The organism is Myxococcus sp. NMCA1, from assembly GCF_026810205.1.
Lineage (GTDB): Bacteria > Myxococcota > Myxococcia > Myxococcales > Myxococcaceae > Myxococcus > Myxococcus xanthus_A.
In genome coordinates this window covers 6,216,188-6,236,990 of record NZ_CP113950.1, presented here as the reverse complement: position 1 = coordinate 6,236,990, position 20,803 = coordinate 6,216,188, and the positions used below count along the sequence as shown (strand labels likewise).

21 protein-coding genes are annotated in these 20,803 nt (G+C 64.8%); 15 read left to right on the top strand and 6 right to left on the bottom strand.

The features are described from left to right. Positions 1-8: 8 nt before the first annotated feature. Complete coding sequence (gene tnpB, locus OZ403_RS25640; RefSeq protein WP_268782014.1) at positions 9-374, bottom strand: IS66 family insertion sequence element accessory protein TnpB; 366 nt, start codon at positions 372-374, stop codon at positions 9-11. 3 nt (positions 375-377) lie between these two features. Next, entirely contained in the window at positions 378-692 is a 315-nt protein-coding gene (gene tnpA / locus OZ403_RS25635) for an IS66 family insertion sequence element accessory protein TnpA (RefSeq protein WP_268782013.1), read from the bottom strand. Between the two features lie 98 nt (positions 693-790). Here tnpA and OZ403_RS25630 point away from each other — a divergent pair, with 98 nt between their 5' ends. Next, positions 791-1,171 carry a Hint domain-containing protein gene (locus OZ403_RS25630; protein ID WP_268782012.1) on the top strand — a complete coding sequence of 127 codons (381 nt, stop codon included), beginning with the start codon at positions 791-793 and terminating at the stop codon, positions 1,169-1,171. A 226-nt stretch (positions 1,172-1,397) separates the two neighbouring features. Further along, a complete protein-coding gene (locus OZ403_RS25625) occupies positions 1,398-1,979 on the top strand; it encodes a hypothetical protein (RefSeq protein WP_268782011.1) in 582 nt (193 codons plus the stop codon). A gap of 61 nt (positions 1,980-2,040) precedes the next feature. On the opposite strand, the gene OZ403_RS25620 is transcribed toward OZ403_RS25625, so the two are convergent. Continuing rightward, positions 2,041-2,688 carry a hypothetical protein gene (locus OZ403_RS25620; protein ID WP_268782010.1) on the bottom strand — a complete coding sequence of 216 codons (648 nt, stop codon included), beginning with the start codon at positions 2,686-2,688 and terminating at the stop codon, positions 2,041-2,043. A 195-nt stretch (positions 2,689-2,883) separates the two neighbouring features. Between OZ403_RS25620 and OZ403_RS25615 the strand changes: the two genes are divergently transcribed. The 4 genes from OZ403_RS25615 to OZ403_RS25600 are packed head-to-tail and all read left to right on the top strand — an operon-like array spanning position 2,884 to position 4,432. Next, a complete protein-coding gene (locus tag OZ403_RS25615) occupies positions 2,884-3,144 on the top strand; it encodes a hypothetical protein (RefSeq protein ID WP_268782009.1) in 261 nt (86 codons plus the stop codon). Continuing rightward, positions 3,144-3,677 (top strand): M15 family metallopeptidase, encoded by a 534-nt coding sequence (locus OZ403_RS25610; RefSeq protein WP_268784906.1) that lies wholly within the window; start codon positions 3,144-3,146, stop codon positions 3,675-3,677. The genes OZ403_RS25615 and OZ403_RS25610 overlap by 1 nt, the downstream gene beginning before the upstream one ends. Positions 3,678-3,689: 12 nt before the next feature. Then, complete coding sequence (locus tag OZ403_RS25605) at positions 3,690-4,142, top strand: hypothetical protein (RefSeq protein WP_140799260.1); 453 nt, start codon at positions 3,690-3,692, stop codon at positions 4,140-4,142. Next, on the top strand, positions 4,139-4,432 hold the full coding sequence (locus OZ403_RS25600) for a hypothetical protein (protein ID WP_268782008.1): 294 nt from the start codon (positions 4,139-4,141) through the stop codon (positions 4,430-4,432). The genes OZ403_RS25605 and OZ403_RS25600 overlap by 4 nt, the downstream gene beginning before the upstream one ends. Before the next feature lie 722 nt (positions 4,433-5,154). On the opposite strand, the gene OZ403_RS25595 is transcribed toward OZ403_RS25600, so the two are convergent. Further along, positions 5,155-5,433, bottom strand: coding sequence for a hypothetical protein (locus tag OZ403_RS25595; protein WP_268782007.1), 279 nt, complete (start codon positions 5,431-5,433; stop codon positions 5,155-5,157). 598 nt (positions 5,434-6,031) lie between these two features. Here OZ403_RS25595 and OZ403_RS25590 point away from each other — a divergent pair. From OZ403_RS25590 to OZ403_RS25565, 6 genes are all read left to right on the top strand, one after another. Beyond that, the gene (locus OZ403_RS25590; protein WP_268782006.1) at positions 6,032-7,354 is read left to right on the top strand and encodes an AHH domain-containing protein; all 1,323 of its coding nucleotides are present in this window, start codon (positions 6,032-6,034) and stop codon (positions 7,352-7,354) included. Between the two features lie 3 nt (positions 7,355-7,357). After that, complete coding sequence (locus OZ403_RS25585) at positions 7,358-7,933, top strand: imm11 family protein (protein ID WP_268782005.1); 576 nt, start codon at positions 7,358-7,360, stop codon at positions 7,931-7,933. A gap of 191 nt (positions 7,934-8,124) precedes the next feature. Then, positions 8,125-8,988 carry a DUF2381 family protein gene (locus OZ403_RS25580; protein ID WP_140799251.1) on the top strand — a complete coding sequence of 288 codons (864 nt, stop codon included), beginning with the start codon at positions 8,125-8,127 and terminating at the stop codon, positions 8,986-8,988. Further along, positions 8,985-10,775, top strand: a complete 1,791-nt coding sequence (locus tag OZ403_RS25575; RefSeq protein ID WP_268782004.1) for a serine/threonine protein kinase — start codon at positions 8,985-8,987, stop codon at positions 10,773-10,775. Before OZ403_RS25580 ends, OZ403_RS25575 begins: the two co-directional genes overlap by 4 nt. 92 nt (positions 10,776-10,867) lie before the next feature. Further along, positions 10,868-12,082: a serine/threonine protein kinase gene (locus tag OZ403_RS25570; RefSeq protein ID WP_268782003.1), complete on the top strand. Its 1,215-nt coding sequence runs from the start codon at positions 10,868-10,870 to the stop codon at positions 12,080-12,082. A gap of 265 nt (positions 12,083-12,347) precedes the next feature. Further along, positions 12,348-13,304 carry a pirin family protein gene (locus tag OZ403_RS25565; protein WP_268782002.1) on the top strand — a complete coding sequence of 319 codons (957 nt, stop codon included), beginning with the start codon at positions 12,348-12,350 and terminating at the stop codon, positions 13,302-13,304. Between the two features lie 6 nt (positions 13,305-13,310). Here OZ403_RS25565 and OZ403_RS25560 read toward each other — a convergent pair whose 3' ends face one another. After that, entirely contained in the window at positions 13,311-15,266 is a 1,956-nt protein-coding gene (locus tag OZ403_RS25560) for a RecQ family ATP-dependent DNA helicase (protein WP_237077389.1), read from the bottom strand. 70 nt (positions 15,267-15,336) lie between these two features. Further along, positions 15,337-16,251 (bottom strand): LysR family transcriptional regulator, encoded by a 915-nt coding sequence (locus tag OZ403_RS25555; protein ID WP_237079799.1) that lies wholly within the window; start codon positions 16,249-16,251, stop codon positions 15,337-15,339. A gap of 69 nt (positions 16,252-16,320) precedes the next feature. Here OZ403_RS25555 and OZ403_RS25550 point away from each other — a divergent pair, with 69 nt between their 5' ends. The 3 genes from OZ403_RS25550 (at position 16,321) to OZ403_RS25540 (ending at position 20,788) form a co-directional block, all read left to right on the top strand. After that, positions 16,321-17,427: a saccharopine dehydrogenase family protein gene (locus OZ403_RS25550; protein ID WP_268782001.1), complete on the top strand. Its 1,107-nt coding sequence runs from the start codon at positions 16,321-16,323 to the stop codon at positions 17,425-17,427. A gap of 54 nt (positions 17,428-17,481) precedes the next feature. Further along, entirely contained in the window at positions 17,482-19,155 is a 1,674-nt protein-coding gene (locus OZ403_RS25545) for an amidase (protein ID WP_268782000.1), read from the top strand. A gap of 154 nt (positions 19,156-19,309) precedes the next feature. After that, positions 19,310-20,788 (top strand): glycoside hydrolase family 6 protein, encoded by a 1,479-nt coding sequence (locus tag OZ403_RS25540; protein ID WP_268781999.1) that lies wholly within the window; start codon positions 19,310-19,312, stop codon positions 20,786-20,788. The last annotated feature ends 15 nt before the right edge of the window (positions 20,789-20,803 follow it).

Below are 20,803 nucleotides of genomic sequence, written 5' to 3'. Positions count from 1 at the left end.
CGGGTGTCTTACGTGCCCGTGCGCCCGGGAGGCGTCCAGGCGGGCTGGCGCCTCACCTGGGCCACGTCAATGCCGTCCAGCAGCATCGCCAACTGCGTGGCGTCCAGGTGCACCGTCTGCGCGCCGTCGTCCACCGGCGGCAGCCGGAAGCGGCCCGTCTCCAGCCGCTTGTACAGCAGCACGAAGCCGCCTCGACTCCACGTCAGTACCTTGATGCGGTCGCCTCGCCTGGAGACGAAGGCGAAGAGGTGGCCTGAGTAGACGTCCTCGCCCCACTCGGCGCGCACTAGCGCCATGAGGCCGTCTATCGACTTGCGCATGTCCACAGGCGTTGTGGCCAGCACCACGCGCACCGACGCGGGCAGGGCAAACACGCCTCACCGCCCCAGCGCAGTGACGAGGCGGGCGACGTATTCCACATCAGTGCCGGCGGCGAATCGCAGGCGCGCACCGCGGGCCAGCTCCACCTCCAGCAGAACCGTGCTCGGCTGCGACACGCCAGCCACCTCCACTGGAAGCAGACGCACCGGCGAGGCCTGGTCACCACGCTGACGTCGGCGTCGGTACACCCATGACTGCAACGTGCTCAGCCGCACGCCTCGCTGCGCGGCGAACTCCTTTTGCGTCAGCCCGCTCGCCTCGAACGCTTCCGCGACACGTGCCCACTCCGGCCTCTCTCCTGGCTTCGACATGCAGGCCAGGGTCCTCGGCGCCGACGCCTCGCTCAACGCCTCTCAACACGTCGTTGGCCGGACGGATACAAACCTGTGTCGCGCCGTGGGAGCCGGTGTTGCTTGGCGATGGTTCGGAAGTGCCCGCCGAGATGCTCCGGCCCGGCATGCGGGTGCTCACCATGCACGAGCACGAGAGAGACGGCGGCATCTTCGAGGTGACGCACGTCAGCAGGCACCGGGCGGCGCGCTGCACGCTCACGATGACGGATGGGCGTGTGCTCGTCGTGACGCCAGACCATCGCTGGCGGACGCTTGAACGCGGATGGATTCGCACCGATGAGCTACGCACCGGAGAGAAAATCGATGGCGCCGCTCCGGGCAGGGTGGCGCGTGTGGAGTCGACGGATGCCGGTGACGTGATGATGATTACCGTTCGCTTTGCGAAGACCTACGTCGTGAACGGGTTGCTGGCCCACAACCTCAAGCCTCGCGACTGAGAGGGCCTAACATAGCAGAGAAATTGGTTGGCGAACCCGAGGATGGTGTTGCGTCAAACCTGTTTGACGTATCATCACCGCGACGCCGAGCTTCGCATCAGTGATACGTTCCCGCTGAGTCATAGTGCTGGCTTTGGAGCTAGACCACTACGTCTCTGCTGGAGTAGGGACTAGGTTTGCGTCAAGACTGGGTCGAGAATGCCCCGGGGCGCAGTTTGTGCTTCCCATGCTGTTCGTGTATTTCGATGCCATGGACTCGGTCGCTGCATGGCTTGCTCTTGTAGGAATTTTGGGATTCCCGCTCTGGGTGTTTATGTCTGGATTTATGAGTGGCTATCACGGGGAGTCTCGCTGGAGCGCTTCAAATGGGCTCCTGCGGCGGCGGTGGTCAGTGAAGTATTGGTTTGTTGCGCTCCTAGTTGCGTTGGCTGGAAGCTTGGTTTTCGAAGTTTCCAAGCGTCGGGAGCGTGAGAAATTGGAGGTTAGCGATCCATGTCGTTATCTAAAGGCAGAAATGCAGCGCAAGCATTCAGAGCTGAGGTCTCTGACAGGTCGTCATGTGCGTGAGACAATGTCGCTTGAGAAGCAGGTGCGTCGGCAACAGTTGTATCTGGAGTTGGCGTCGCTGGATGAGCCGGATCTTTCAGAGAATTTAGATAGGGTTGGAGAGTATGTGTTGCGCAGGGTTGAACGTGAGCGTGTGATGAATATCCGGAATGCAGAGGCTTGGCGCAAGCTGTCTGATCGGCAAGATCGAGAATGGGCGGAAACATGTGAACTGGTGGAGAATGATTCAGTTGTTCGATGAGTCGACAAGGTGAGTCTCGCGACGTTTGACGTGTTGGGTATGGTGGTTGTGAGTTGGAGTTCTAGTTTGGTATCCGTGTGAGTCCTGAGAGTTCGCGCTGTTTCTCTGCCAATTTCTGGAGAATGCGTTTGGCGAAAGAATCGTTTCGAATCATTGGTACGGCAAGTACTGTGTGTGAGCTATTTTCCGTATTGTAGAACTCGATTGGGAGGTGTGCGATCCCGAGACTGGTGAATTCAATTTTATTCCTGTCGATGTCTTTTACGTATAGGAGAACATCCGACTGATCGTCTTCGTCAAGCCAAGCCCATCCGGAATATAGTAGCTTGATGGATTCGTTTCCGGCGTCTAGGGCGAGTGTGTAGAAGTTGTCTTGAAGTTCGAGTGCCCTTTTGGCTGTGGGAGGTATCCCTGGTTCGACTGGTGCTTTGTCCGGACCTTGTTGCGCGTTCAGGACTTTCCATAGTTCTTCGGCGCATTCAATCCGAGTGTTTGCTGTCTCCAATAGAAATGAGAGAGGCCCGTAGAGCTTGTCTATTTGGTTTCTTAGGTAGTCGGCACGCCGCGCGCGGCTCGCTAGTGAGTCCTGTAAATCACGTTTTGTTCGTTCTAGCGTTTTATTGAAAAGGAGGTTGAACCTTCCGACAATGAGCGCGGTTGCGATGGCGGAACCAAGAGTTTGTATCAATATCTTAAGCCATTCGGGCATTGCTCGGCCTTCTCCGGCAGCAAATCGCGGCGGCGATGAGCTGTTTATGGGGTAGAGGTGTCATCGGTGTGAGCCTATCAGAGTTTGCGCGGCTGGGATGCGTCCCCAGTCTGAGCCATCGTTAGAAGCCGCACGCATTTACCGGGGGCACCCTTTCGACCCGGTGGCGCTGTGACCGCAGAAGAGACTCAGTCCGTGCAACTCGTAGTCGGCTCCCTGCTTGGAACGGCGGGCGTCGGCGTCCTTACCTGGGCCGCGAAGTCCCTGGTCGGGGAGATTCGCGCCCTCGTTGAGAAAGTCGCGCGGCAGGATGAGCGCATCAACGCCGTGGCCGTGGAGTTGGGCGCGTTGCGTCGGTGGCGCGACGAGTTCATCCGAGGGCTTCCGGCTCAGGTTCAGCAGGTAGTCGAGCTGGAGCTACTTCGCATGACCCAATCGGGCGGGCGGGGCTCGTGATGACCCATGCGAACTTCGAGCGGGTCGACCTGGACCGCGTCTATCTGCCGTTCGTCGCCGTGTCCCGGGAGGTCATCGCGCGCTGTGCAGCCCGGGGCGTTCGCTACGTCGCGACGCATGGCTTCCGAAACCTGACGGAGCAGGCGGAGCTGCGTCGGCTGTACTTGGCGGGGAAGGGCGGCAAGGCGTCTCCCGCAGGTTTGTCCGCGCACAACTACGGGCTCGCCTTCGACTTCGTCTGTGATGCGAGCCCACGACCTGGCGTTCAGCCGAACTGGCGCGAGTCGGCTTACCGAGTGCTGGGGGAGGAAGCCACGAAGGCGGGACTCGTCTGGGGCGGCAGGTTCGGCGACTCCCCTCATGTGCAGTGGCCGGGCTACGTGAGCGCGCTTCAGCTCACGCCGCTTCGCACCCTGGTCCAACAGAGTTCCCTCGCCGACGTGTGGGCTCGCCTCGATGCCGAGCGCCTGTCGCCGAAGTGGCGTGCAGCAAACCCGAAGCTCGCGGCCGAACTGGAGCGGCTGGGCTTCTAACCCGGAGGCAACATGGTTGACGCTGGTGTAGTCGGGCCGAACCCCGAGCAGTTCGAGGAGTTCGCGCGCCTTCTTCTTGATGCCGTGACGAGCCGGAACTACGCGCTGCTCGCCGCCCTGGTGGTGGTGGTGCTCGTCTACCTGCTGCGGAAGTTCGGTGGCGGGTTCATCCCGTTCTTTAATACCGACAGGGGCGGCGCGGTCCTCGTGCTTGGCGTCTCCCTCGCTGGAGCGGTAGCGAACGCGCTCGCTGCTGGGGCGCCATTCTCCCTGGCGCTGATGCTGACGGCGCTGCAAGTTGCCCTGACGGCTGCTGGTGGCTTCACCATCATCAAGCGGATTCTGTTCGGGGGCGCCGCCATTGCCCGCGCTGAGCTGGCGGGGGCGCTTGCCGCTGGGCAGGTTGCGGAGAAGGCTGCGGCGATTGCTGTGCTGGAGCAACTCGACTCCCGGGGCGGCAAGTGAAGCTCGGCGCGCTCGTGCTGGCCGTGCTGCTCGCGCATCCCGCGTCGGGCTCGGACGTCATCAGCGTCGAGCGCGCTCAGCTTTTCCCGGATGGAGGTTCGGCCGCCGTCGAGGTTGAGGGCGGCTGCTGGCTGTCGGAGAGCCGCTGCATTCGAACCGCAGCGGAGATTGAGCGGCTGCGCGCCGAGAACGAATCGTTGCGCCAGCAGGCCGGGGACGTGTCCTTTACGGTCGCCGTCGTGGCCCTGCTTGGGGCCGGGTTCGCCGTTGCGAGGCTCGCGAACCGATAGTGGGCGGCTGCGGAATCGGCGCGGTTGGTCTGGGACCTCGCGACGCCGTGAACTACGTACTCACCGCAGCCGCCCGGCCGCCTTCATACAGAAGCGACAGTGAATGGTAAAGTAGGTCCGCCGAAGTGCCCGACACCCACTGAGGGGCGGCCTAGCGGTCGCCCGTTGCGGTCTTGGCCGGTCTCCATTGGCCCATTGTTTGTCGGGCTCCCATGTTAGGCGGTTCTGTCGCGCGTTAGGGGCGACGGTGTAATAGACCTCTGCGGTCTACCGGGTGTGATGAGCGACGCGCTAACAGTCTCTAACAAATGTCAGGACAGCTGCGACGCAGGCGCATGATGCCGCAGCCGAGGACGATGAAGCCGAAGTGGACATCGTCCCTGCATTCGTCGCGGGCGCGAAGCCGGCGGAGTTGATTTGACCAAGTGCGGCCCTTCACCCATCGGTGTCAGGGCAAAGGGCCGCTCAGCGGCGATCTCGAAGAGTCCGACGGTGATGCCGCCGCGCATCAGCCGGAACAAGTTGCCTGGGTGGACGCCGAGCGCGGCCGCTAGTGAGTCACTGTCTCAAGCAGGTCTGCGCTCCGCAGACGGGCCACGGAGCCGATGATCTGGGTGATTTAATGACCATTGATTGCCGCGAAGAGCTACTGCGTGGGAGTCAGATTCTCGCTGGACATGGTTTTCATGTCAGGAGTCTAGCCCCTGCGCGCAGCCAGCGCGTTACCCACCCTGTGTGAAAGTGAACTTGATGATTGCCAAGGGCTCGGTTTTAGGTACCGTGTTCTTGGCGAAGACGGGTTCGCCGTTCCCGCGCGCGGATCTGAATAGGGTGATCTGTTTCTTTGGTGGAATGCTGAAATTTGTGATTTCGCCGGACCAGGTGATTGAGCCCGTCACGGTATAGCTCGACTGGTTTTCTGCGAAGAGTGTCGTTGATACTCCGTTCTTTGTCCCGAAGCCGTATTGATCGCCGTTGGCAAGGGATTTCTGAATAGTCATGTGTGATTTCCTTTCGGTGATGATGCGCGCTTGTAAAGCGTCGCATCGTGCGCTCCACGACAGTTCATGCTGCGAAGCTAGGTGGATGTCACGCCTGCTCTATGAACTAGAACCTATCTCGGAGACACCCATTGCGTGAGGTCGTGTCCCTACAATGGAGTACGAATCCCTGCTAATGTGTGTCGCTCGTGCTGTCTGTTTGGTCGACGGACCAGGTCCGCAGTGGCTAATTATCCATCTCATCCTTTTGAATGGCGCGAGCCACGCCAGCGGCGTGGTAGTTTGTGGATAAGCAAGAGCAGTGCCAGATGCCCCCGTGCCGTAAACTGCCAGAAAGTGGCCCTCCGAAAAATGGTGAGCCCGGTGGCCGCGAAATCTTGACACGTCAGAGAATCGGCGCTGCGGAGTTGACACGTCAGTCCGGAGCTAAGCGGGAGGGGCTTGCTCCATTTTCCCGCATCATCTGCGCTCGCATCCTCCCATGCTTGTTCGAGCGTCATGGAGTCGGATTAGTCTCCTGGGACGATGTAGGTTGTCAGACTTGGCTGGTATGTGGCCCCTTGCTTGCCGATGTGCTGGCGGCTGACCCGGGGGCTACATGAGAGCTTTAGGAATTGCTGCGCTGTTGCTGCTTGCGAGCGGGTGCGCGTCGACTCGTGTCGTGCATTTGAACACTGGGCGCGGAGAGCCAATCGCCTTCACGCCAGTTGAATCCGACCCTGTCGAGATAGGCAAAGACGAGTTCAAGCGTGCTGTCGCGCAGCTCGTGCTCGACATGAGGCTCGACGTCGCCTTCGGGGAGGTTGAGGAGGACGGTCGCCGCTCGTTGCTCGCATCGTCCGAGGGCTTCGTTGACGGCGCGCAAGGCAGGTCGGCCCCCTCGGCATACGAGCGCATCTGCCAGCGGCAGGACGAGCCCCATAGCTGCCTGAGTATGCTTTCCGGTGGGTTCTCGCTGGGCCCCTCCGAACGGCGAATGCTAGCGCTCTACTTCGCGCTCGACACCGTGTGGGTCGGCGTCGAGGACGCGATTCGGGACATGGTGAACCCTGCCGCTCTTCGGGCGATGGTCACGACGATAATCGGAACGGCCCTTGTCATGCTGGTCGCGCCTGAGCCCATTACGAAGATCATCGCGATTGCCCTTACGGCCTCGCTGATTGCCTATCTTGGGACGGGGCCGGTGTGGAATCTCGGGCAGGGGTTTCTGCGTCTGATCGACGATTCGCGGGACGCGGTGGGCTTCGCGGACCTGGAGAGAGCTGGGCATCGCTTCGGGAAAGTGCTGGGGGACAACGGGGCCCGCGTCCTGGTGATCGTCGCGCTGTCCGCGCTGGGCGGGAAGAGCGCGATGGCGTCACAGGGACCGAAGATGCCGGGCTTCGCTCAGGCGGCTTCCCGGGCGCAGCTTGAAGGGGGCTTCCAGCTGTCGGGCGCCCTGGCCGGGGAGGTTCAGGCGATATCCATTTCGCCGGCTGGGGTGCTGAACGTGACGCTCGCACCGACGGCGGTCGCCGCAGTCGCGATGGGCGCAGGCGAAGGCGTTGGGGCTGCGGTGGGGGCTGTCGGCGGGATCCGGGGCGACCCCGATGGCCAAGTGCATCACATCTGCACGGACAAGAATACGGTTTCCGACGTGAACGGCGGGCCGTGGACGCCAGAGTTTGAGAGGCTCTTCAACAGGGCGGGAATGAAATTGAGTGATCCTGCTAACCTGGTGCGAATCCGAGGGCATAAGGGGCCTCACCCCGCCGAGTATCACGGAGTGGTCCTGCGTCGGCTTAGCTTCGTGATGAGGTCGTGCAGAGGTGTTGCTCAGTATCAGGCCGCACTGAGGGGCGAGCTTGCCAAGATTGCGCAGGAACTCGTAAGAACGGGGTCGGAGATGCGGGCGCTGATTACAAAAGGCGCCAAGGAATAGGCCGTGGAACGACGTTTCTTTGACTTAGGGGTTGATGTGTATGTGAAGGGTCGTTGGTACCTCTCAGACCCGGCCAACTCAGCGGGAAACGAGGTCGACGATATTTGGCGGTTCACCGAAGGACGGCCTATCGAGCTTCGCGACAGGTTGAGAATTCCGATCTTCAGGCCCGGGGAGCCTCTAGACATCGAGTTCGCGGGAGCGGGTGGAACTCCGATCGTCAGCGAGCGAGTCGCGTCGGTGTTCCGTGAACTGGCCCCCGATGATGTTCAGCTATTCCCCGTCGACGTTGACGGCGAGTCCAAAAACTATTTCCTGCTCAATGCGACGCGATCGATTCGTTGCATTGATGATGCTGCATGTCGGGAGGTCCAGTTCTTTACTGCCGACGAAGAGCTGCATGCACACAGGGCAGGTGAGTACCGCTCCGTTATTGGATTGAGGATCGACAAGTCTAAGGTCGGAGGTGCGCGTGTGTTCCGGCCCTGGGGATGGAACGTGGTCCTCATCGTCGACGAAGAGATCAAGGACGCCCTCGAAGCGAACGGCATCTTCGGCGGCAAGTTCGAGGAGGTCTGAACCGCCCCACCGCAGTCCCTGACTTCGCCCCGGCGCCGCTCACAGTTGCGCCGGGGCGAGTTGCTTTGCACGAGGGGCGTTCCGTTGAGCGCAATGGGGCGCCTGACCCTTCCGGTAGCGAGGCCCGGTAGATGGCCCCCCTGCGCGCGGCTTCCTGGTGGTAGCTTCTGGCACTGGGAGGTCATGCGCCTTTGATCCAACCGGTCAGATTGGCCCTTGCGCTCGTTCTCGCGTGGGGGGCTGCGACGCCAGCCATGGCGGCACAAGCGGAACGCGCGAAGCGGGACCGCGCGGTGTCCGTTGCAAACGGCCCTGCCGATTCACTTCCTGTCGTCCGGGTGGAGCACGGCACGCCGACGCTCTTCCTGTTCCCGGCTCCTATCAACCGGAAGACCCTTACCTTCGACGAGTCGCGGATTCGCGTTCTAGACGCCGGGGAGCGGTCGGTCATCGTTCAGCCGGTGGCCGACCTTGCCGAAGGCGAGCGCTACGAAGTTGGGGTCTTCTTCGCGGATGGTCGGGCGCCCGCGCGAGCTGCCTTCCTGCTGGTGACAGACCCTGCCGAAGTGGACATTCAAATCAACGTTCAGCGTCCTGAGTTAGCAGGTGCGGCATGCCCCGTTGACCAACCGCGAGCGCCCAGACCCGAAGACTTCGTGCTGCTGGGACTTGTCGATAAGGAAGGCGTCTCGGCTACGCCAATCAAGGATTATAAAGACGCAGGGCGAGGCTTTCTCGTGCAGTCGGCGATAGCCTATCGGGGGAAGGGCTGGGTGCTGGTTGATGCAATGGTGGTCAATCATGTCGGACAGGCACCCTGGGAGCCGAGAGATGCAATGTTGACTGGACGAGTTGGTTTGCCTCTTCGTGCCCGAATTGTGTCAGTTGATACCGGGGCGATTCAGCCGGGGGAGAATCGACAGATACTGGTAGTGGCTGAATCAGCGCAGTTGAGTGCAAGCCCAGTTTACTCTTTAGAGTTGGTCGGAGATGGTCGAACGCTCAAAATTCCCAATGTGCGCTTTCCGAAGGCAGCCTTTGGGGCGACCCCATGAACGTGATTTCGATATTCCCGCGTGCTGGAATGTCCGTTGATGGTTGGCGTGTCATCAGGGAGCTTGGGAACGGTGGTTTCGCTGTCGTTTTCCTCGTTGAGAAACACGGCCGCAGAAGTGCGCTCAAGTTGGCGCGTCACCGGGATTCAAGCGGGGACGACAAGCAAACTCATGCAAGGACGCTCCGGGAGCTTTCGGCGCTTCTGCTCCTGGATCATCCGAACATTGTCAAGCACCGTGGGTATGGGTACTCCGAGCATGGGAACGTCTATCTCGCGCTTGAGTACATCGATGGCTGGACGCTAGCGGAGTGGGCGGAGCGGAAACACCCCACGGTGCAGGAGGTCTTGCAGGTCTTTGATAAGCTCTGCTCCGCACTGTCATACATGCACAGTCGCGGTGTCCTGCATCGGGATTTAAAGCTGTCCAACGTTCTAATTCGAAAGAGCGATGGAGAGCCAATCATCATCGACTTTAGCTGTGCGAACTACTCATTGGCCGAAGAGCTTACGGATGCTGGCTTGCCCCCGGGCACGGACCGTTTTCGCGCGCCTGAGCAATTCAAATGGCTCCGGGAGCACAAGGCCGAGCACCGCGCGAAGTACGCCTTTCGTGTCGCGGACGAGATCTTCGCGGTCGGAGCGATGCTCTATGAACTGCTGACAGACCCCCGCCCGACCGAGATTCAAGCGCGCTTTTCGCTCAACAGTACGGTCATATTGCCCCCACCCGCGCGTGCGTTGAACGGACGCGTGCCGGAAGCGTTAAACGACCTCGTGGCGAGCATCCTGTCGCGGGAGCCTGCAAAGCGCCCCGTCGATACCGAGGCGCTACGTCGCGAACTGGGCGAACTCCTGGCCTATTCGAGCGCGGAGTACCTGTCCCCAGTGCATCCACCATCCGAACAGCGGCAGGGGGGACCATCGGAACAGCAGATGCCCGCAGTTGCGAACTCAAGCCTTCCTAGGGCGCCTACGCATGCCGTCCGGGGATGGCATGGACTCCTGGGGGGCCTCGCGGCCCTCATCGCGCTTGTCGTGGCCGGGGGCTTCTGGCTCAGCCGGGGGGAACCGCCGCAGCCACGAGATCCGCAGGTTGCTAGTGCTCCACCACCTCCCAGTTCCCCACATTCCGCGCCGCTCGTATCGGCCGCCCCTGCTATGTCACCTCCTAGCCCCCCGCCTGTGCTGCTGACGGGCCCTGAGATTGCCGCTCCGAAGGAAGGTTCAACCGTGAAGACGACTCCGTCACCCAAGGCCCCGACCCAAGGACGCCCGCCGGGCGGGAGGACGAAAGCCGCCGTTGTTGCCGACTGCGCGACGATGACGCTCGTCGCGGCGCTCGCGGCGGGGTGCCCCGGGGCTCAGATTCGGCCTGAGTCGTTCACCTGCCCGGCCGGTGCGGAAGAGGCGATGCGGGAGGATCTGCGCTGGGAGATCAACCAGTCGTTCCGCGTTACCCTCGATAGTCGCCGGGGCCCGTTCGACCAAGTTTGGTTCACCGCAGGGGAGGATGTGGTGGGGGTCGTTCCCAAAGGCGTGGATTCGCGTCAAAGAGCTGTAGCCCCACCCGGAACACGCTTCTACGGGAAGGCGTATTTCCTCTCTGACCGCATGGGGCGCTCGGAGGGGCCTGCGCTAGTCATCCGCTACGACCGTGTGAAGCTGCCGGGACAGGACGAACGCCCCGTCTGCTTCGTGGTCGAGAAGCCTGCCGATGGCTACGAAGATGGCCGAGTGAATGCGGTCAACACTGGAGGCGGCTACGTCGTGGACCGCTGGCCATGAGAGCCCCGAAAGGACGTAATAGGTAGGAGGCCGAAATTGGGCCGACCAAGCCGTTTTGTCCTCATGACCTGTGAAGGCGTTCCCTCGGCTGGATGCGGCAGGTAGCTTCCTTTGCCGCGTTGGTCGCGAGTCTCCGCACGAGGGGAAACGGCATGTCGAAAGCAATCGAGTTCAAGATCCCGCCAGGGGCGATCCTCTTCTCGGCGGATGGCGTCGGCTATGAGTTCCGCGAGGAGTTGGGGCCGACGCACCATGGGATGTCCCTCTTCGTGGCGAGGCTGCGAACCTCCTCGGGGGAGCCTCGGGGAAAGGTGCTGCTCAAGGCGGTTCCTGCGCCATCGGAGAAGGAGGGGGGGCGGGTTCGGCGGGCGCGAGCAAAGCTTGATGAGCAAGTTCGTCTTGCCGCCTCCCTCTCGCACCCGGCAATTCTCAAGGTCCATGGGCTCCACAAGGTAGAGGGCTACTGGTACGTCAGCGCCGAGCATCCATCCGGGAACTCGCTGAACGAGCTACTGACGCTCGTTGTCGAGTGCCGTCGATGGTTCTCGCCCCTCTTCGTGATGTTCGTGGGCTCGCAGGTGGCGGCAGCTCTTGAGCACGCGCACGCGGCGAAGGATGCCAGCGGGCGCCCCTTGAACATCGTTCACCGAGCCATCGATGTTGCGCACATCTTCATCGACTGGGACGGTTCGGTTCGGCTCGGCGACTTCGGTCTCGCGTTGTCCAACTTGCCGGGACGCGTGGCTTCCTCTGTTCGCGGCCCGCGAGGGGACTATTTCTATTCGTCGCCGGAGATGCTGCTTGGCGGGCCCGTCGACGCGCGCTCGGACCTCTTCATGTTGGGGGTGGTGCTGCTCGAAATGGCGACGGGGAAGAATCTGCTCTTCTGCCCGGATGCCATCACGCCCGAAGTCATGGGCTCATTGTCCGTGAAGAGGCGTCGGCGAGTCGTTCAGGCAATCAAGCGGGCCACGCTTGCCGGGGCGTCATCCATGGTGGAGGACGCGATTTGGCGTGCCGCGACGCTGACGGACGCTGACGTGGACGCGATGACGGAGGGGCTCCCTCAGGGACTGCGCGTGACTCTGAACCGGCTTCTTCGGGTCTCCCCCCGCGAGCGCTACCAGTCTGCCGGTGAGCTGGCCGCAGACCTGGCTGCCTGGATTGGGGGCACCTTCGCGAAGGCCGACGCCGCTGCGGAACTCAGGGCGCGTGCAGCTCAGGCAGAAGAGGCGCTGGATGCGATGGGGCTCACGCCGCCTCGCGGTCGCGGCAAGCGCAAGTCGGATGATGTGACGACGGCGTGACCGACTGGGGGGCGGCATTTGGGCCGTTTCCATGTTGCACGTATGTCGCATGAGGCTGCGGAATCGGCCGGTACAGGATGGGACAGCAAGGCACGAGACGGGAAGTCGAAGCTGAGTCATTCCGGGTGGTTGCGAAGTAAGGGCGCGATTCTGCTGGGAGTTTCGCAACGCCCGGCGCGAGTTCGATCCCCGGCTCGTGCATGGACTCCGGGCGGCTCCCGAAGGAGGCTCAGGGGGCGCACACTTGGTTTCCGGCAAGGTCCTCATGAACGCCAGCTCCCGCCGCCGATTTCTCCTTCAGTCAGGCCTGCTCGTGGCTGCCTCGGCCGTCGGGTGTCGGCGCTCGGATGCCCCCGCGGTCATCCTGAAGTCGCAGCGCAACGTGGTGCAGACGCTCGAAGGCATCCCCGCGACGGATGGGGCAGGGGTTCGCTTGATGCGGGTCATCGGGCAGCCCGCGCTGAGGAACCTCGACCCGTTCCTCATGCTCGACCGGTTCCACTCCGATGACCCCGGGGCCTACATCAACGGCTTCCCGAATCATCCCCACCGGGGTTTCGAGACGGTCACCGTCATGCTCGACGGGCGGATGCGCCACCGGGACAGCCGTGGCAACAGTGGGCTCATCGCTGGAGGTGGCTCGCAGTGGATGACGGCGGGCCGTGGCCTCATCCACTCGGAGATGCCGGAGCAGGTGCAAGGGTTGATGTCCGGCTTCCAGCTCTGGCTCAACCTCCCCGCGAAGGAGAAGATGTGCCCGCCGGCCTACCAGGACCACACGCCCGAGCAGCTCGCGGAGGAGCGTCTGTCGCCCTCGGGGAGCCGCGCGCGTGTCATCGCGGGCCACATGAACGGACTCCAGGGCCCCGTGCGTGAGCGCCCCACGCAGCCGCTCTTGTTGACCCTGGCGCTTGAGGACGACCGTCCTTTCGAGCTCGACACACCGTCGGACCACACCGCCTTCGCCTTCGTGTCCGAGGGCGAGGTGGACGTGGGAGCCGAAGACACGTCGAAGCCGGTGCGCGAGGGCTCACTCGCATTGCTCGGCCCGGGGAGCCGGCTTCGCGTGCGTGCGAGGAATCGCCGGAGCGAGTTGCTCATCGCCGCCGCACGCCCCCTCCGTGAGCCCATTGTCCAGTACGGCCCGTTCGTCATGAACACCCGCGAGGAGATCCACCAGGCCTTCGAGGACTATCGCTCGGGTGTGCTCGACCAGGGGTGAGGGCCGTCAATCCACGGCTGGCCGGCCACAGAAGTCCAGCACCTCCGCGAAGGGCCATCCCTCCAGCGCGCCGAACAACTTGTGGCCGCCGAGCTTCGCCCGCGTGAGGGCGGGGCTGCTCAGTCCACAGAGGAACCTCGCGGCCTGCCTCGGGTGCCCGAGCGCCTCGGGATGCTTCGCGGCCAGGGCTCGGAAGCCCCCCACGTCGAGGCCCGCGGGCAGTGCTGGCTTCCGGCGCACCGCGGGAAGCACCTGGGCCTCCCCGGTCCGGCAGAATGTGCAGTGCCCACATGGCTGTTCCCGCCGCTCGCCGAAGTGGGCGACCAACGCATTGTTCTGGCACCCCGCGTGGGTGACGAGTTTCAGCACGTCCCGGACACGCGTGACCTCCTGGGCTTCGCGCTGCTGGAAGCGCTGATGGAGGAGCTCAGTGAGCGCCGCGGCGTCCTCCTGGGGCCGCAGCCGCGTGAATCGCTGACGCGGTTCGGAGACCTGGAGCAACACGAGCCCTTGTTCCTCGAGATATTCGATGGCCCGGACCACTCGCTCGCGGGGCTGTCGTAGCGAACTCGCCACCTCGGCCGGGTCGAGCGAGTACCAGGTGCGCCCTTTCTTCGCCCGAGCAAACACGTCGCGCAGGAACTGCGCCCGTTCTGCCTGGAAGCGCCCCACGAGCGCGTCGAGCGACACGAGCGGCTGCACCTTGTAGCCCACGTAGTACGGCGTGCCCTGCCTCAACACGCCTTCGAGCTCCAGGTACGTCAGCGCCGTGCGCAGCACGAGCGGCCGCACATCATGCCGGCTGGACAGGGCGAACATGTCGACGCTCAGCTCGGGTCCCAGGCCGAGCAACTCCGTCACCAGGCTTTGAATCGCTTCCCGCGTGGGCGTGTCTCCGAGCGCGAAATTCTCCAGGCTGGAGACGTCGTCCGGGCACGCGAAGAGCTCCACCACCGACGGCGCTCCATCGCGCCCGGCCCGGCCGATTTCCTGGCTGTAGCTCTCCAGGCCCTTGGGCAAGTTGTAGTGATACACGGCTCGCACATCCGCCTTGTCGATGCCCATCCCGAACGCGATGGTGGCCACGACGATGCCGTTCGAGGAGGCCATCCATTCCTCCTGCACCCGCTCACGGACCTCGGGTTCCAGGCCCGCGTGGTAGGCGCTGGCGGGGAGACCTTCGGCGGAGAGGAACGCGGCCACACGTTCGGCGGTCTTCTGCTGCGTGACGTAGACGATGGTGGGGCCGAGCGCTCGGGAACTGAGCCGTTCCTGGAGGAGGGCGTCGCGGCCCTCGGAGTGCACCGGGGTGGTCTCCAGCGAGAGGTTCTTCCGGTAGAAGCCCGTGACGACCGCGTTCTCCTCGGGGATGCCGAAGCCCTGGCAGATGTCCCGCACGACAGAGGGTGTCGCCGTGGCGGTGAGCGCGAGGATGCGCTCGGCCGACAGCTCCCGCGCGGCCTTCGCCAGCTTCAGATAGTCCGGCCGGAAGTTGTGGCCCCATTCCGAGACACAGTGCGCCTCATCCACCGCGAACAGGGAAATGCGCAGCTCTCGGAGCAGGGCGGTGAAGCGCTCGTTGTTGAAGCGCTCGGGCGCCACGTACAACAGCTTGAGTGAACCATCGCGCAGCGCCTGCGTGACTTCGCGTGAGTCGTCCACCGACAGCGAGGCGTCCAGTCGTGCGGCACGAATGCCCTGCCGGGCCAGGGCGTCAATCTGGTCCTTCATCAGCGCAATCAGGGGTGATACCACCACCGTGATGCCCTCCAGCAGCAGCGCCGGAAGCTGATAGCAGAGCGACTTGCCGCCACCCGTGGGGAACACCGCGAGCGCCGCGGCGTTCGAACCGAGCAGGGCCTCGAGGACCTCTCTCTGGCCGGGGCGGAAGTCCGTCAGTCCGAACCGCTCGCGCAGCACAGTGTCGAGTGAACTGCGCCGTGCGCCATCTGCCCTGTGCATGAAGCTCCTCCTGAACGTGAACTCCGGCAACCCATGCCCCCGTGGGCCCTGTTCAGCGACTCGCACCAGCTCACCGGGGGAAGAGCGTGGCCACGAAGTCCAAGAAGGCGCGAACCCGCGAGGGAAGATGCTTGCCGCGCGGATACAAAGCATGGATGGGGCGGGGAGCACCCGCCTGTTCTTCCAGAACGGGCACGAGCGCTCCGGATTCCAGCTCGCGGGCCACCATGAAGTCGAAGAGCTGCGCGATGCCCAGGCCCAGCACGGCCGCGTCGCGCAAGGTGGCACCGTGGTTCGTGTGGAACGCGCCTCGGGGAACGGCGCTCACCGGGGTGCTCCCGTCGTGCAGCAGCCAGGATGCAGGCGCACTCTCTCGGAGAAAGCCCAGGCAGTTGTGCCGGCTCAGGTCCGCCACTGTCTCTGGTCGGCCGTGGCGCCTCAGGTATGCGGGGGCGGCGCAGGCGAGCAGCCGTGTGGTTCCCAGCTTTCGGGCCACCAGTCGCGAGTCCTCCAGGGTTCCAAGTCGCAGGAGCACGTCGGCGCCTTCGGTGATGGGGTCCACGACCTCGTCCCGGAGTGTCAGGCGCAGCTCGACGCCAGGGTGCACCGTGAGGAAGCGAGGCAGCGCCGGCATGAGCACCAGCTGGCCGATGACTTGTGGCGCGTCCACTCGGAGCACGCCCACGGGCCTGTGCCGGGAGCGGGAGAGCGACTCCTTCGCGTCCTCCAGTTCTCCGAGGATTCGCTGGCAGCGGGCGTAGAACGCTCGGCCGTCCTCGGTGAGCTGCATGGCGCGGGTCGTCCGCTGGAAGAGCACGACGCCCAGTTCCTCCTCCAGGCGGGCAATGCGCCGGCTCACGGCCGAAGCGGTGAGCTGGAGCTTCCGTGCCGCACGGGTGAAGTCACCGTGCTCGGCGGCGCGAACGAAGGCTTCGATGTTCGAGAGCGAGGGCATTGATGCGCGGTCCGCACAGATGATGTTCACGGACCTCGGTCGCATTCCACGGGAACTGGCGGCAGAACCCTTCCGGACGCGTGACGGAGAGGTTCGAAGATGGACGCTGTGGGGCGCACCGGGGACATCCTCGTGGTGGGCGGTTATGGGCAGGTGGGGCAGGAGGTCGTTCGCATCCTGGCGCCCGCGTTCCCGGGCCGCGTGGTGGTGGCTGGCCGCAGCAGGGCCAAGGCGGAGTCGCTCGCGCGGCGCACGGGGGAGGGGACACGGGCTCGGGCGCTCGACGTCACCGCGTCCGATGCCGTGGCTCACCTGTACGGTGTCGCGCTCGTGGTGATGTGCCTGGACCAACAGGCATCGTCGTTCGTCGAGTACTGCCTGCGTTCAGGCATCGACTACGTGGACGTGACTGCGTCGGAGGCGTCCTTGTCCGCCTTCGAGCGACTGGCACCCGTCGCGGCCCAGGCGGGGAGCACCGCTGTGCTCAGCGTGGGGGTGGCTCCGGGGCTCACGCAGGTTCTGGCAGCGAGGACGGCGTCTCAGCTCGACACCGTGGAGCAACTGGACCTCTTCGTGTTGCTGGGCGGTGGCGACACCCACGGCGCTGCGGCCATCGAATGGACGCTGGAGAACCTCTCCGCGCCATTTGACGTCTACCTCCAAGGACAGCTCCACCGTGTCCACGGATTCCACGAGGCCACCTGGGTCCACTTCCCTGGAGAAGCGAGGCCGCGCCGTGCGTGGCGGTTCAACTTCCCGGACCAGCGAACCGTTGCACGCACGTTGTCCGTCCCCACCGTGTCGACATGGCTGTGCTTCGACCCTCCTGGGTTGAGCAGTCTGGCCGCGCTCGCCGTCCGGCTGGGGATGGGCCGGCTGTTGCGATGGCCGCCGCTTCGACGCGCCGCGACCTGGCTGGCCCTGCGGCTCCACGCGGGCTCGGATGTGTGTTCGGTTCTGGCGAAGGCGAGGGGACACTCCGCGGGCATGCCCGCGACGCGGGTCGCGACATTGCAAGGCCGGCGTGAGGCAATGCTGACGGGGCGGGTCGCGGCGGAGGTGGCTCGCGAGTTGCTCGCCGGTCACGGTCCTGGCAGCGGCGTTCTTCACCTGGAGCAGTTCGTGGAATGGGAGCCCTTCCTGCGACGCATCGCCGCCGCCGTTCCGGACGCGCGGTATGTGGCTCACGACGAGTCGCGCCGCTGAATTGGCCACCATCGCTCATGCGGTATCGCCGGCTCGGGGATAGGCTGCGGCGCCATGACCTACCAACGCAACCCCGTGAAGGCGCCCCGTGTGTCGGGCCTGGCGCTCAAGGCTTTCGTGAACGCGCTCGAGAGCGGCGTCGGGTCGGTGATGCTGGACAAGCTGACGCGGGACAGCGGCATCGAGCGATGGCGTGAGCTCCCGGCGGGCGATGCGCCGCCGCTCCAGTTCCCGTTGCCCCAGGGCACCCCCGCCACGGAGCCGCAGACGCCCACGGAGCAGGCCGCGCGCGCCATCGCCGCGTCCTCCAGTCCACCGGAGCGTGAGAGCGTCGCGGCCTATGTCCGCGCCTACCGCGAGGGCGCCACGGACCCGGTGGCCGTGGTGAATCGGATTCATGAGTCCATTGCCCGGATGGACAGTGGGAAGCAGCGCCTGGGCTTGTTCATCGCCCGCAAGCCGGACGAGGTGCACCGGGCCGCGGAGGCGTCCTCCGAGCGGCTTCGCGCGGGCCGTCCGCTGAGCGTGCTCGACGGCGTTCCCGTCGTGCTGAAGGACGAGGTCGACCTGGCCGGGTTCCCCACCACGCTGGGCACGCGGTTCCGCACGCAGGTGGCCGCCGCGGACTCGACGGTGGCGGCCCGGCTCAAGGCCGCGGGCGCCATCATCCTCGGCAAGGCCAACATGAATGAGATTGGCATCAACCCCATCGGGTTGAATCCCCACCACGGCGCCGCCCGCAACCCCTGGGACACGGGCCGCATCACCGGTGGCAGCTCCAGCGCCTCCGCAGCCGCCGTGGCCGCGGGCCTGTGCCCCTTGAGCATCGGTGCCGACGGCGGCGGTTCCATCCGCATCCCCGCGGCCCTGTGCGGCATCGTGGGGCTCAAGGCGACGTGGGGCCGCATCCCGGAGACGGGCGTACCTCCGCTGTGCTGGAACGTGGGCCACGTGGGGCCCATGGGGCTCACCGTGGACGATGTCGCCGCCGCGTACGCGGTGCTCGCGGGGCCGGATGGGCATGACCTCGTCTCACAGGGGCAGTCGCCGCATCACCTGTCTGGCTACGAGGATGACGGCCTGAGCGGCGTGCGGCTGGGCATCTGCTGGGACTACTTCGAGGACGCCGATGCGGACGTCGTCGCCCGCTGCAAGGAAGCCGTGGCCGCGCTGTCGGCCGCGGGCGCGCGCGTGGTGGAGATTCCGCCTCCCGACCTCAACACCGTGCTGTGGACGCACAGCTGCATCATCCTGAGCGAGATGTCGGAGGTGATGCTCCCTCACGTGAAGGCGCATCCGTCGGAGTTCGGGCTCGACACGCGCACCAACCTGGCCATTGGCCGGCACTTCCGGGCCACGGACCTGGTGCATGCCCTGCGGCACCGGCATCGCCTGACGCGTGAGCTGCTGGCGCAGATGGCGGGCGTGGACGTCCTCGTCACGCCGACGACGGCCACCACGGCGCCCCTCATCCCGGAGGCGGCGCTGCCAGACGGCGAGTCGAACCTGCCTGTCGTCGATGCCCTCATGCGCTTCGTGCGCCTGGCCAACTTGACGGGCTTCCCCTCGCTGTCGGTGCCAGCCGGCTTCGATGAAGAGGGGCTCCCGGTGGGTGTCCAGCTCACAGGCCGCCCCTACGAGGAGCACCTGCTGCTGCGTCTGGGCCGAGTGGTGGAGCAGGCCTCCGAGTACCGCATACCGCCTGTTCATCTGCGCGCACTTCGGTGAGCCGCTGCGGATTGAAGGGCTGAAAAACAGGAAAAACGTGCAAGTGCGGCTCCGCGTGCTCGCGGGGCCACCCACGGGCCACGCACTCGACACAGCCCGCGTCACTCCGGGCGCCGCTCCCTGGCGTCCTCGCGCGGGCGGGAGGAATGGCTTCGTGCAACTACGTGACTCCGCCGGTTCGCCGTTTCGTCGCTTCACCGCTCCGGCCGCGCTGATGCTGGCGGCGGCCCTCGCGACTGCCTGTGGTCCCTCGGAGCCGCCCGCCCCGGCGGGGGCCGAGGCGTACGGCACCCGCGCCGATGCGCTGACCGAGCTCGTCTCCAATGGCACCTTCAACGGTGGCACCGTATCGCCCTGGTGGAGTGGCCCCAACACGCAGTCCCGCGTGGAGAACGCCCGCCTGCGCGTGGACGTGGGGGGCGGGACGGCCAACCCCTGGGACGCGCTGATTGGCCAGGATGACATTCCGCTCGTGAATGGCCGGGCGTACACGCTGTCCTTCACGGCCTCTGCTTCGGTGACGACGACGGTCCGTGTGACGGTGCAACTGGAGAGCGCGCCGTACACCGCGCCGCTGGACCGGCAGATGACGTTGGATGGGACGTCACGGCGCTTCACGTTCCCCTTCACGTCGACGCTGGCCACGCAGGCGGGACAGGTCACCTTCCAGATGGGAGGCCGCGCGACGGGGTTCAGCGCGTTCATCGATGACATCTCGCTCACCACGGAGGACGGCGGCGGTGGCGGCGGGCCGCTTGCGATGACGAGCGGCTTCTACATCGACCCGAACTCCAACCCCGCCAACTGGGTCCGGGCCAACAGCGGGGACTCGCGCGCGGCGCGCATCCAGTCCTCTATCGCGAACAACCTGGCCGCGCGCTGGTTCGCCGCGTGGAGCGGAGACATCACCACGGCGGTGTCCAGCTTCGTCGCGGCAGCGGACTCGGCGGACAAGCTGCCGGTGCTGGTGGCCTACAACATCCCTGGCCGGGACTGCGGGAGCCACTCGGGCGGAGGCGCGGGGTCGCCGGAGGCGTACCGGACGTGGATTTCGTCCTTCGCCGCCGCCATCGGCAACCGTCCCGCCGTCGTCATCATCGAGCCGGACGCCGTCGCCCAGCTCGACTGCCTGGCGAACGATGCCGAGCGGCAGACGCGCATCAGCCTGATTCGCTACGCCACCGAGCAGTTCAGGGATCGCGCGCCGAACACGTGGGCCTACCTGGACGCGGGCAACGCCCTGTGGATCAACGCGGACACCATGGCCCAGCGGCTGGAGAACATGGGCGTGCGCAACGTGCGGGGCTTCGCGCTCAACGTGTCGAACTTCTACACCACCGCGCAGTCGGCCTCGTACGCGGGCTCCGTCAACAGCGCGCTCAACAGCCGATACGGCTACACCAAGCCCTTCGTGGTGGACACCAGCCGCAACGGGAATGGCTCCAACGGAGAGTGGTGCAACCCCGCCGGCCGGAGGATTGGCACGCCGAACCAGGTGGGCGTGGGCGGCGCGGAGATGGTCCTGTGGATCAAGGTCCCCGGGGACTCCGACGGCCAGTGCGGCGTCGCGCCCAACACGCCCGCCGGCACGTTCATGCCGGACGTGGCCCTGCGGATGATTGACGGCCTCTGAGCGACGCACGGGGCG